Source organism: Flavobacteriales bacterium, assembly GCA_019694795.1.
Classification (GTDB): domain Bacteria; phylum Bacteroidota; class Bacteroidia; order Flavobacteriales_D; family UBA2798; genus UBA2798.
On record JAIBBF010000064.1, the window covers coordinates 1 to 12,960 of the forward strand.

The window sequence follows — 12,960 nt, forward strand, 5'->3', positions numbered from 1 at the left end:
GTTTTACGCAATTCCTTCTCCAGCAAAAAATCCAGGGCCTTTTTCATGGACTGCTAATATACACATCAAATACGTAAATACGGGCACAATTCCCCGAAACGATGGAGTTCTGGCTGAATGGTGGAAATTCATGATTAACGGTTGTATTGGCTTCTATTTTTATAGTATATTTGCAACATAATTGCAAAAACAGCATTGTTGCATAAACGACACTTATATAACCTTTTGGTCCTTCTGCTTTTCCCGCTAATGGGTTCATCTCAGGATTTTTCCATCATCGGTACGGTGATCGATAAAGAGAGCAAAGAACCTTTACTGGGAGCGGTGGTTTATATCCATGAGTCGGGTCAACATAGCGTGTGCAATGCTAAGGGTGAATTTAAACTGGAACATCTTAAGGCGGGCAAATACCATGTGCATGCCTCGATGTTGAGTTACGAACCCTTTGCAAGAGAAATAGAGGTAAACGGAAACATCACCACGGTGATTGAAATGGAGCCTACTTCCATTGAATTGAAAAATTTTACTTTAGAATCGGATCGGATTAAATCGGAAGCGGTGAAAAGTTCGCAGAATATTGAATCGGCCGACAAAGATTTTATTGAGAAACAAGGTGGCAATACCTTTTCTCAGGCTTTGGAAAAAATTCCGGGCATGAATAGTTTAAATGTAGGCGTTGGAATTGCAAAACCTGTTATCCGGGGAATGAGTTCCAACCGGGTGATGGTAACTGAAAACGGCGTTAAACAGGAAGGTCAGCAATGGGGTGCCGATCATGGATTGGAGCTGGATCAGTTCAATGTTGAACGGGTTGAAATTTTAAAAGGTCCTTCTTCCCTCCTATACGGATCGGATGCTATTGGCGGAGTAATTAATATTCTTCCACCGGCTATCCCACTTCAAGGGAAAATAAATACGGGTTTAAGTTCTTTTTACAGAAGTAATAATAATGCCATTGGTACATCATGGCTGGGAGAAGGCAATTTAAAGGGGAATTTTTTCAGAGTCCGTTTTACCGTTTCGGAATTTGGCGATTATAAAGTGCCGGCGGATAGTTTTATTTATAACACTTATACACTTCCCATTTATAATCATCAATTAAAAAATACAGCCGGTAATGAATTTAATTATTCCATCGGCGGAGGAATGATTCGTAAATGGGGAATGTTTAGAATTAACTATTCGAGGTTTAGTCAACATGCCGGTTTATTTCCCGGAGCTACAGGAAAACCGCGGGCATATAATTTAACCGACGATGGTAATTCAAGGAATATTGATATACCGCGACAAATTAATTTCCACGATAAATTATTGGTAAATCTGAACATTCAAACTAAAAAAGGGTGGATTGAAAATGATTTCGGTTACCAGGTCAACCAACGAACAGAAGAAGCCAATCCGCATGCACATGGCTATTTTCCATTGGAGCAATTCGGAAATATGGCATTGTATTTAAAATTAAATACGATTAGTTTAAATTCAAGATGGCACACTAACCTCAATGAAAAATGGAAATCGGTTGCAGGTATTTCTATGCAACATTTGGTTAACCAGGGCGACGGATTTGAATTTTTAATTCCCGATTATACTTCGTATGGTGCCGGCTTGTATGAGTTTTTGGAATACCGGAAAAATGAAAGCACAACTTTAAATTTTGGAGCGAGGACCGATTATTCGCGGATGGATTTAAATGGTTTTGATGCTCCGGTTTACAATGTCAATTTAGACACGATCGGATATACACACCGGAGTCCGAAAATGGTACGCGATTTTTTTAATTGGAGTGCGGCCACAGGAATTTCGCTGGAACCTTCGCACGAATGGAATATTAAATTAAATCTGGGACGAAGTTTCCGTTACCCTAACGCAGCTGAATTGGCAGGAAACGGAATTCATCATGGAACTTTTCGTCACGAAATGGGCGATTCAACTTTAAATTCTGAAATCGGTTATCAATTGGATTTGGGTTTTATCCATCACGACAAAAATTATATTTTAAAACTGACTCCCTTTTATAATTACTTCTCCAACTATATTTATTTGCGTCCCTCCGGCCTGTTCTCACCACTACCCGATGCCGGACAAATCTATCAATACACGCAAGCCTCGGTGATTTATACGGGTGCCGAATTTTATGCCGAGTATCACCTGGTGAAAGAATTGCACATTGAATTTTCGGCCGAATATGTATTTACCTACAATATCGACAACGGATTGTCCTTACCCTTTACTCCACCCGGAAGTGTTTTCTTATCTCCTGAATACCGTCGTGAATTAAAAAAACACAAAAACATCAGCTGGTTTGCATCGCTGGAGGGTAAATATTTTTTAGCACAGAACAGAACCGACCGCAATGAAAATTCCACTCCCGGTTACTTTTTAATTGGTGCTTCGGCAGGCTTTGAAATGGAATTTAAAAAATGGAAATGCGAGCTGTTTGTCAGAGGTAACAATTTAACCAATGAATACTATTTGAATCATCTCAGTCGTTATAGAATACTGAATCTCCCGGAACAAGGAAGAAATTTCTCCATCGTTCTTCGGATACCTTTGGAAATAAGCACGGTAAAAGAATAGAATTTGTAAATTATTATTTTTGCAACACTGTTGCATTTGTTAAATGAAAATATATATTTGAAATAAAAAAATCGTATGCGCAAACTAGTTCTACCCCTATTGGTCTCGGTTGCATTATTTTCCTGTAAAAAGGAAGATCCCGATACTCAGAAACCTGTAATTTCAAGTGTTTCCGTAAATGGTTTAAGTACAGCTTCACTTTCGGTTAGTGCGGGTTCATCCTTGAGTTTCGAGATTGGACTGAGCGATAATATTGAGTTGAAGCAGGTAAAAATTGATATTCACGATGCATTCGACGGACATCACCATGCGATGAACATCCCTTTCTCTTCGCAAACGATTTATAATATCTCAGGAACCTCACTGAATTTCACCACGGTGATTAATGTTCCTTCAGATGCAGCGGCGGGTCCTTACCACATTGAAATTTATTGCATCGACGGCAGCGGAAATGAAGCGATTTCGGTTGAACGAGAATTAAGCATCACGCAAAGTGGACAAGCTGTAATTAACGTTACCAGTCCCGATTTAAGCGCTGAAGTGGATGTTATTCCCGGCGACACCATACATCTTGCAGGTACGGTTACGGATGACATTGATATTGCCACTATTGATATTCATCTGGAAAATGAAGATTTGGGAAGCATTGTATTCGATCAAACCTTCACTTTAAGCGGAAGCACGGATACCTTATGGAATTTTTCTGAAGTGGAAAATCAGGGTTATTTCATCATTCTTCCGGCGGGAGTTACGGGTCACCACCACCTCCGAATTGCCGTTACCGACTCAGATAATAACATGACTGTGGTTGAACAACATGTCCATGTTTACTAAGAACTAACACTTTCTTTTCTAAAGCCCTTTCCTGCGAGAGGGCTTTTTTAATGATTGCGCTGTTTTATTACATTTGCATGAATTATTTAAGCCATGCAAACCGCAGAACGTGTATCCGATATTGATAAGTCCGACAACTTCGTTTATCAGAGAAGTCGATTAGCCTATTTAGAAGCTGAAAAACTGATTTCGGGAAAGGTTCTTGAAGTGGGCAGTGGAATGGGATATGGAATGGAAATTCTTTCGCCAAAAGCTGCTGAGTATGTTATGCTGGATAAATTTCAGTTCGATTTAAGCCGAATTAAAAATCCGGAAAAGGTAAAATTCATCCAATGCAATGTTCCTCCTTTTACGGGAATTGCAGATAATACCTTCGATTTTGTTGTCACCTTTCAGGTGATAGAACACATTAAACCGGATGCTGAATTTGTAAAGGAAATTCACCGCGTTTTAAAGCCCGGCGGTAAGTTGATTGTTACTACTCCAAATATTAAAATGAGCTTATCCAGAAACCCCTGGCACATTCGTGAATACCGTGTGGAACAGCTTCGGGATTTGCTTAAAAAATCATTTGCTACTGTTGCAACCAATGGTGTTTTTGGAGGAAAGGCTGCTATGGATTACTACGAAAAAAACAGAGCAAGCGTAAATAAAATTATGCGCTTCGATATTTTTAAAATGCAATGGTGGTTGCCTCGTCAGATTTTACAAATTCCTTACGATTACATGAACAGAAAAAATCGTAAAAAACTTTTGGCACAAAATGATTCACTGACTTCCGCCTTAACTACTAACGATTTTTATGTAGCAGAGGCCAACGATCAATGCCTCGATTTGTTTTACATCGCTACCAAGTAGAATTTACTTGCCGTATTTTTGTCCAATCTGAAACTTCCCTCCTATTCCTGAAAAGTAAAAAGGAGTTTTACTTTCGCAACCCTTTGCTGTTTTTACTCTCCAGTTTTCTGCCTGGTAAAAAGATTTGTGACAGTATTCGAGTCGCCATGGCACTTCGTTATTTCCGGAATACAACACCATTCCATCTACGTGATGCGGAATATTACGCAGTGTAATTTGTTCAGCACCTGCAGCTGCCATAATTAAGGGAAAATCTTTGTAGGATAACTGTGCAAACAAACCGTCGATCGTTGCAATTCCGGTATGATTTAAATAAATCCCGGCTATTTTTGGAGCATGTTCTAAATGGAAATTCTCTGCGGTAAACATGCGTACGGTGGTACTGTTTAAACGATCGAAATAAACACTGTAATTGGCTTCATTGCTGCCTTCGGAAATCACATCGCGCAATACAACGCCACCGGATCCTAAAATTTTAAATGAAGATTCGGTTGTTTTGGTCGCATATACTCTGCACATTTCAATCACCGAGTGATTCGATTGACTATTATTTGTATTTCCTCCCCAATCGTTCCCGCATCGTAATACGAAGGCATCTTTTTTGGGATTGGTAACACTGCAGTGACGGATGGAAGTGCTTAATCCAAACTGAACATCGATGGCGGCATCTTCGGGTGCGGTAAAATTGCAGTTTTCGATGGCAGAACCATAACTGGCTCCAAGGTTAATGGCTGTTTTACCTCCCTGAAATGAAAAATCCCGAATTAAAAAACGGGTGCTCATCATTTTGTCCAAAGCTTCTTTTTGGTCGGCGGGTATGCGACGAAAAATATCATTTCCACTTTTGCCTGTGATGGAGCATCCATTTCCGTTTAAAATAATAATCCGGCGACCTGCCTTTGAATATCGTGGCAATTCAATCGGTGAATCCAAAAGGTAGTTTTTTGTCCCGCTAAACTCCACCGTTCCGTGTCCCAATGAATCGATATAATTCATGGCACGCTGAATGGATGGTGCATCATCTTTTCCGTCTTTCGGACGATAAAAGTCTTCTACCTTAATCTGCGCTCTTGCGATTTGTATCAGCAACAAAAAGCAAAGTGACAATATTTGTTTTTTCATTAGAAAAAGGTCAAAGTCCGAGTTGATCCAAATGATCCAGTGCCTTGGCAGAAAGTTCAAATGCGGGATCAATTTCAAGTGCTTTTTTATAATCGAGACGCGCCTTTTTAAACTCTCTCAGCGATTCGTAGGCGAGTCCACGGTTATGATAAGCATCGATGTACTTCGGATTAATTTCAAGTGCCTTATCGAACATGGAAATGGCCGATCTGAAATCCTGATAAACCACCAGGAACACATAACCTTTATTGTACCACGCTAATTCGAAATTGGGTTTTATTTCGATCATTTCATCGTAGAGCTTCAGGGCCTCTTCGGGCATTTCGTGCGATTGACAAAAGATGGCTTTGTTATAGAGCGCTTCGAGACTTGTAGGACGCAGACGAATAGCGGTATTATAATAATCGAGCGCCAGTTTGCTATGTGCGTTGGCATACAAAATTCCTAAACGGATATATGCTTCGTAATAATCGGGATTTTGTTCGGTGGCAGTTTGAAATGATGATGCAGCGAGGGCGGTATCACCTGTTTCCTCATAGATTTCACCTTTCATGAAATAGGCTTCAGACTGGGCAGGCGAAATTTTGAGTGAAGCATTGATGTGCTCCATCGCATTTTTCCAGTTTTTCAGATACATGTATATCCGTCCGATTTTTAATTCAGCCTCCCAGTAATCGGGTTTAAATTTCAAGGCTTTGTTGTACTGTTCAAGCGCCAGTTCTGGTTTAATCTGCGCGAAATAAATTTCTCCTTTTGTGAAATAGAAGGTGGGAATTGTTGAATCGATGCTAATGCAGCGGTCCACATCTAAAATTGCTTTTTCCAATTCCCCCAGTCGGTAATAAGCATAGGCACGTTCGTGATAGTGATTGGGATTTTTAGGATCTTTTGCAATGCGTTGATTGAGCTCTTCAATCACTTTCTCATTTTCATCAAGCGTATCTGCAACGGCTGTTGAATCATTTTTTCCGGATTCAGCGTTCGACTCCCCTCCTCCGCAGGACTGGGAAAATATCCCAATCGCAAATACAAGTGCAAAAAATAATGTTCCCTTTTTCATAGTTCGAAAATAACCCTTTTTCCAATTTGCACTTCCTCTCTCAACTTAAAATATAAAATGAATTTATAGTTGGGTAGGTTTTAATGTGTAAACGGAAAGAATGGAATTATTGCAACAATGGAAGTTTTCCTAATTATCGCATGGTTTTCCCTATTAATCTCTCCAAATAAAAAAGCGCAAGATTCGGGAGGTAGTTCCAAATCTTGCGCCTTATCCTGACCGGAAGATGACTAATTCGTTGGTCCAAACCCTTATTTAAGGACCAGGAATCAGGATGTCATCATCGATCTAACCCTAAAGTTGCATCCGGATCCGAACATCATGGCGTGATTGATGAATCCTTCTGCGGGAGTAGGAATATGTTCAACAAGCTCCGGGAAGACAATCTCCAGTTAAAGAACTGTTGAAATGCATTCCAAAACTACCCTGTTGGAGCAGTCCGGCGTTTGTTTCGATCGTATGAACAAATCCATGCCGGATGATTTTCTTCGCTCGCTTCCTGACCGGGATTCCGGCGATTTTTTTCTGTCCGACAAAGAACCGTAGTACTTCACTAGTAGATTGCCTGTAATAGCTCTTTACTGGTGACTTTCTACTATTCGTTTTTAGTTTTCTTTACTTAATGCTTCGCGGATTTTAGTTTCCAGTTCCTCGAATAATTCAGGATTATCGGAGAGTAGTTGTTTAACTGCATCACGACCCTGACCTAATTTGGTATCTCCGTAACTAAACCAGCTTCCGCTTTTCTTGATGATTTCTTTTTCAACTCCCATATCAATCACCTCACCGATTTTGGAAATTCCTTCGCCATACATGATATCGAATTCAGCCGTACGGAAAGGTGGTGCAACTTTGTTTTTTACCACTTTAACGCGGGCTCTGTTACCCAGAATGCTGTCGGCCTCTTTAATCTGACCAATACGACGAATATCTAATCGCATTGAAGCATAAAACTTAAGCGCATTACCACCGGTAGTCGTTTCCGGATTTCCGAACATCACACCGATTTTTTCACGGAGCTGGTTAATGAAAATGCAGCAACATCCCGCTTTATTAATGGAAGCCGTGAGTTTACGGAGAGCTTTCGACATTAAACGAGCCTGTAATCCCATTTGTGAATCACCCATCTCTCCTTCGATTTCAGCTTTTGGAGTTAATGCAGCTACGGAGTCGATGACAATTAAATCAATAGCACCTGAACGAATTAAGTTATCTGCAATTTCCAATGCTTGCTCTCCATTATCAGGTTGTGAGATCAAAAGATTTTCAATGTCCACACCCAGTTTTTTCGCATAAAACTGATCAAATGCATGCTCAGCATCCACAATGGCCGCAATACCACCTTGCTTCTGAACTTGTGCAATTGCATGGATGGCCAAGGTTGTTTTACCTGATGACTCCGGACCATATATTTCTACAATTCTACCTTTTGGATAACCACCAACACCTAAAGCAATATCCAACGAAAGCGATCCACTCGGAATAACTTCCACCTGCTCCACTGCTCCGGAACCTAATTTCATAATGGAACCTTTACCAAAGGTTTTTTCCAATTTATCAATGGTCATTTGAAGCGCCTTGAGCTTCTCTTTGTTGTTTACTTCTGTTGACATAGGGTTAGTTTTAAGGGTTAGATCTTTTTTCATTGTATGGTACAAATTTCAAAAGGCAGAACGCAATGAATCTGCGCTTTGAAAAATTATTTTAATAAATCGAAAATTTGTTGACTATGCTCTTTGGTTTTTACTTTAGATATAACGTGTTCAATCTTTCCTTGTTCATCAATCACAAAGGTGGTGCGGAGAATTCCGTCGAATTTTTTACCCATAAATACTTTGGGTCCCCACACTCCATAAGCCTGAATCAGTTTTTTTTCGGTGTCGGCAATTAATGGGAACGGTAATTCATGCTTTTCTGCAAAACGATCATGTAGTTTTTCAGTATCGGCACTTACGCCTACCAGGACCATTTTCTTCTTTTTAAATACAGCATAATGATCACGAAGGTCACAGGCCTCAGCTGTACAACCAGGGGTTAAATCCTTGGGATAAAAAAACAAAACGACCTTTTGTCCTTTCAAATCTTTAAGCTTAACCGTTTGACCCTTTGCATCTTTAAACGAAAACTCCGGGGCCTTATCTCCAACTTCTAACATATTTAATCCTGATTGATTTCTCGACAAAACACTGATTGATTTTCTGTCAAAATTGACTTAGGCAAATAACCAAAAGATTTAGATCAAACACAATAGTTAGGCTTAAAAAAAATAAAAAAATATTTTAATTATTTGTTTTTCAGTGATTTAAAAAGCTAACAAAATACTTTTAATATTAAGATTCGATGCGGTCAGGCATATTTTAATGTATATTTGAACTCTTAAAAACTCGTCAAAAATGCCCTCATTCGATATTGTTTCAAAAGTTGACCTTCAAACATTGGATAATGCCATAAACGCAGCTATCCGTGAAATTCAGACCCGTTTTGATTTTAGAGATTCAAAAACTACGATTGAACTTGATAAAAAGGCTTATTCCGTAAATGTTTTAACGGAAAATGAAATGCGAATGGATGCCGTTGAAAAGATCTTAATCGGCCGGTTTGTAAAACAAAATCTAGATCCCTCCGCCCTGGATTTTGGGAAGGATCGTTATGCATCCGGTAATATGTTAAGAAAGGATATTAAGATCAAACAAGGAGTGGATAAGGAATCTGCCAAAAAAATCGTCAAGCTAATTAAGGATAGCGGATTAAAGGTTCAGGCATCCATTATGGATGATCAGGTTCGGGTTCAGGGGAAAAAAATCGACGATCTTCAGCAAGTGATTGCTTATTGCCGCACGGCTGATGTGGGACTCCCCTTGCAATACGTAAATATGAAAGCTTAATTCTTTTTAAGCAGTAAAGACTCTTTTTCGTCTTCCGATTTCAATTCAAGTGAAGCTTCGCTGCATTGAACCATTTTCCAGATTTTGGTATAGGTCATTTGAATTTTAATCAATTTGGCTTTTTCGTCGTACGACCATTTACCAATGAAATAGTGATTAATCATACACTGCTCATAGGTTCCATCCGGATGAAAGCTAATGAAGTCGTTCGGCTTAGGAAAAATTTTGAGTTTGTTTTTTTGTTGTTCCTGAATTTTCCAGGTCTTACACATCATCTTCTTTTCACCAGATAGAATGATATCTGTTTTAATATCGATATCAGGAACAAATTGAATTTCTTCCGATCCTGCTTTTAAAGCTAATTTCGATCCTGTTGATTCGAGAACATCATAGATAGATGATTTGCCTGAAGAAAATTTAATAAAGACCTGTTTGGCATTTTTATCGAAACTCCAGGTACCATTTTCCCAGATTCCAGCCACCGCGCACTCGAATGTACCACCCGGACGAAACCAGTAAAAATCGCTCTCTGCAATTTTGATGTCTGTCCCCGATTTAAATTTTGAGATTTTCCAGCGTTTACCCGAGATATAATCCGACCCGTTTATTTTCTGTGAACTTTGTTTATCCTGCGCATTCAGGGAATTGAATCCTAAACCGAGGACAATAAAAAAAACAAGAAATGATTTCATGGTCGACAACATTAAATTAAAACTACTCGATCAACTTACATTTTTGGCATTCCGCCAGGCATGTTTTTCATCTGGCGCATCATATTCATCATATTCCGTTTATCACTCATCATGCGCATCATTTTTCGGGTATCTTCAAACTGTTTCATCAGTTTATTTACTTCCTGAATATTGGTTCCGGAACCTTCGGCAATCCGTTTTCTTCTGCTGCCGTTGATTAAATCCGGACTCAATCGTTCTTTCGGAGTCATGGATTGAATAATAGCTTCAATGTGTTTAAATGCATCATCACCAATTTCAACGTCCTTCACCATTTTACCCATACCCGGAATCATACCCATCAGATCTTTCACATTACCCATCTTTTTAATCTGTTGTAATTGCTCATAAAAATCGTTGAAATCAAATTGATTTTTTGCGATTTTCTTTTGAAGCTTACGCGCTTGTTCCTCGTTGTATTGTTCCTGGGCACGTTCAACTAAAGATACAACGTCACCCATTCCCAAAATACGATCCGCCATACGATCAGGATGGAAAACATCAATGGCTTCCATCTTTTCTCCGGTACCGATAAATTTAATCGGCTTTTCCACCACACTTCGAATCGATAAGGCTGCACCACCACGGGTATCACCATCCAATTTCGTTAGTACTACACCATTGAAATCAATCCGCTGATTAAATGCTTTCGCTGTATTGACGGCATCCTGACCCGTCATGGAATCGACTACAAACAGTGTTTCGGAGGGTTGAATTGCTTTTTTAATCGCTTCAATCTCCTTCATCATTTCCTCGTCAACCGCTAAACGACCAGCGGTATCCACAATCACTGTATTGAAACCATTGGAACGGGCATGCACAATGGCCTTCGATGCAATTTTTACAGGATCACTTTCTGCTTTATCAGAAAAAACTTCAATATCGAGTTGCTCACCTAAAACATGCAACTGATCAATCGCAGCGGGACGATAAACGTCGCAAGCAACTAGAAGTGGTTTTCTTCCTCGTTTTGTTTTTAGAAAATGCGCCAGTTTTCCGGAAAAGGTTGTTTTACCCGAACCTTGTAAACCGGACATCAAAATAATGGCTGGACTTCCTGCAAGATTAATTTCCTCTTTTTGTCCACCCATCAACTCCGCTAGTTCATCATGTGTAATTTTAATCAATAACTGACCAGGCGAAACAGAAGTCAGCACATTCTGTCCCATCGCTTTTTCCTTTACGCGTTCCGTAAATTCCTTAGCCGTTTTAAAGTTAACGTCGGCATCCAGCAAAGCCCTTCGCACTTCTTTAAGTGTTTCAGCGACATTGATTTCGGTGATTTTACCCTGACCTTTTAAAACCTTAAACGCCCTGTCGAGCTTATCTGATAAATTTTCAAACATGAATGAAATATTGAACTACAAACTTAAAAAAATTAATGATTGAATTTCGTCGCATTTACAAGGTGATTCATAGAATTTTAGTACCCGTTCTATTGTAAGGGTAGTAGGAATTTTTCCTTTTTTGGGATAATTCTGTTATAAATCTGAACCTCTGTTTTTTTTTGAAAAAAATAGATTAATTTCATAATAAATAAACCTTTTGCTATGAAAAGATTAATACTGCTTGCACTTACAGTACTATCTTCAAATCTACTCTCAGCTCAATTATTGGTTACTCCGGGTGTAGGAGGAGCAGGAATTTCTGGATCTCTGGTTGGACCAGGCCTAACTGTTTCCGGACCCGTAACCATCAATTGTTCTGCTAATGCCTATGGAACATTCAGCAATGGATTAACCACCAATCTGGGCGTTTCCAACGGAATTATCATGACCACCGGAAGCGCAACCACTGCAATTGGTCCGAACAACTCCGGTAGCGATGGAATTTGCAATGGAACATCGGCATCAGACGCTCAATTATTAGCTCTTGATCCATTAGCAGATCAGGACGTTTGTGTGATTGGATTTGATATCATTCCCCAATGTAATCAGTTAACCATCAAATTTGTTTTTGGATCTGAAGAATATCCTGAATGGGTTTCATCCGGTTACAATGATGCATTTGGATTTTTTGTTACTGGTCCAAATCCTGGAGGAGGAAATTATTCTAATTTTAATATTGCCCGATTACCTAATAACTCGATCGTTTCTATTGATAATGTAAATGCAACAACTAATAATACCTATTATGTAAATAATACAGGAGGAACCACCATAGAATACGATGGATTTACAACAGTATTAACTCCAGTATTAAACGTTACACCATGTCAGACTTATCACTTTAAATTAGCCATTGCCGATGCGGGCGACTGCTATTATGATTCCGGTGTTTTCATTGATATTCTTTCCTGTACTAACAATGTTACAGCAACAGCCTCAGCTACCAACCCAAGTTGTGGATTATCCAACGGCTCAGCTACTGTTTCAACCTCAAGTGGTATCGGTCCATTTTCTTATTCATGGAATACTTCACCTGTGCAAACCACACAAACAGCTACTGGTTTAGCACCGGGAACCTATACCGTAACAGTTACAGATTTAGGAGCTCCTTGCGGAACACCAGCTACAGCTTCGGTTACGTTGACAAACACAGGAGGCGGACAACCCACTACTTCTGTTTCTCCAAGTTCAACTACCATTTGTCAAGGAAGTTCAGTTAACCTTACAGCCAGCGGAGCAACAACGTATTCATGGTCTCCCTCTACAGGATTATCTGCAACAACAGGAGCAACGGTTACAGCAACTCCAAGTTCAACTATTACTTATACAGTAACGGGTACAAACTCCTGTGGCAGTGTTACAGCAACCACAACAGTTACTGTAACTCCAACGCCAAATGTAACTGCTACTCCGTCTTCACAATCCATTTGTAGTGGATCGGCTACCAATATTGCATTGAGTGGAACTGTACCGGGTACCACTTATTCCTGGACAGTTACACAATC

Annotated in this window: 13 protein-coding genes; 7 read left to right on the top strand and 6 right to left on the bottom strand. The window is 39.6% G+C overall.

Annotation, left to right across the window (positions count from 1 at the left end; translation table 11 throughout):
* The 4 genes from K1X56_13235 to K1X56_13250 all read left to right on the top strand — a co-directional run.
* Positions 1–181, top strand: a 181-nt coding sequence (locus tag K1X56_13235) for a hypothetical protein (protein ID MBX7095678.1), incomplete at its 5' end; no start/stop codon positions are given.
* Positions 182–249: 68 nt separating this feature from the next.
* Positions 250–2,577, top strand: coding sequence for a TonB-dependent receptor (locus K1X56_13240; protein ID MBX7095679.1), 2,328 nt, complete (start codon positions 250–252; stop codon positions 2,575–2,577).
* 75 nt (positions 2,578–2,652) lie between these two features.
* Complete coding sequence (locus tag K1X56_13245) at positions 2,653–3,411, top strand: DUF4625 domain-containing protein (GenBank protein MBX7095680.1); 759 nt, start codon at positions 2,653–2,655, stop codon at positions 3,409–3,411.
* Positions 3,412–3,504: 93 nt separating this feature from the next.
* The gene (locus K1X56_13250; protein ID MBX7095681.1) at positions 3,505–4,269 is read left to right on the top strand and encodes a class I SAM-dependent methyltransferase; all 765 of its coding nucleotides are present in this window, start codon (positions 3,505–3,507) and stop codon (positions 4,267–4,269) included.
* 3 nt (positions 4,270–4,272) lie between these two features.
* Here K1X56_13250 and K1X56_13255 read toward each other — a convergent pair whose 3' ends face one another.
* Both K1X56_13255 and K1X56_13260 read right to left on the bottom strand, forming a co-directional pair.
* Positions 4,273–5,391 (bottom strand): hypothetical protein, encoded by a 1,119-nt coding sequence (locus K1X56_13255; protein ID MBX7095682.1) that lies wholly within the window; start codon positions 5,389–5,391, stop codon positions 4,273–4,275.
* Between the two features lie 10 nt (positions 5,392–5,401).
* Complete coding sequence (locus tag K1X56_13260) at positions 5,402–6,451, bottom strand: tetratricopeptide repeat protein (GenBank protein ID MBX7095683.1); 1,050 nt, start codon at positions 6,449–6,451, stop codon at positions 5,402–5,404.
* A gap of 408 nt (positions 6,452–6,859) precedes the next feature.
* On the opposite strand from K1X56_13260, the gene K1X56_13265 reads away from it, so the two are divergent.
* Positions 6,860–6,997 (top strand): hypothetical protein, encoded by a 138-nt coding sequence (locus K1X56_13265; GenBank protein ID MBX7095684.1) that lies wholly within the window; start codon positions 6,860–6,862, stop codon positions 6,995–6,997.
* Positions 6,998–7,056: 59 nt separating this feature from the next.
* Here the strand turns inward: K1X56_13265 and recA are convergent, their stop codons facing one another.
* Entirely contained in the window at positions 7,057–8,064 is a 1,008-nt protein-coding gene (gene recA, locus K1X56_13270) for a recombinase RecA (GenBank protein ID MBX7095685.1), read from the bottom strand.
* Positions 8,065–8,150: 86 nt separating this feature from the next.
* Positions 8,151–8,606: a thioredoxin-dependent thiol peroxidase gene (gene bcp / locus K1X56_13275; GenBank protein MBX7095686.1), complete on the bottom strand. Its 456-nt coding sequence runs from the start codon at positions 8,604–8,606 to the stop codon at positions 8,151–8,153.
* Positions 8,607–8,844: 238 nt separating this feature from the next.
* Between bcp and K1X56_13280 the strand changes: the two genes are divergently transcribed.
* Positions 8,845–9,336 (top strand): YajQ family cyclic di-GMP-binding protein, encoded by a 492-nt coding sequence (locus K1X56_13280; GenBank protein ID MBX7095687.1) that lies wholly within the window; start codon positions 8,845–8,847, stop codon positions 9,334–9,336.
* Here K1X56_13280 and K1X56_13285 read toward each other — a convergent pair.
* A complete protein-coding gene (locus K1X56_13285; protein MBX7095688.1) occupies positions 9,333–10,028 on the bottom strand; it encodes a hypothetical protein in 696 nt (231 codons plus the stop codon). The genes K1X56_13280 and K1X56_13285 overlap by 4 nt on opposite strands.
* A gap of 35 nt (positions 10,029–10,063) precedes the next feature.
* Complete coding sequence (ffh, locus tag K1X56_13290) at positions 10,064–11,413, bottom strand: signal recognition particle protein (protein ID MBX7095689.1); 1,350 nt, start codon at positions 11,411–11,413, stop codon at positions 10,064–10,066.
* A 204-nt stretch (positions 11,414–11,617) separates the two neighbouring features.
* Here ffh and K1X56_13295 point away from each other — a divergent pair.
* On the top strand, positions 11,618–12,960 hold a 1,343-nt coding region (locus K1X56_13295; GenBank protein ID MBX7095690.1), incomplete at its 3' end, for a choice-of-anchor L domain-containing protein.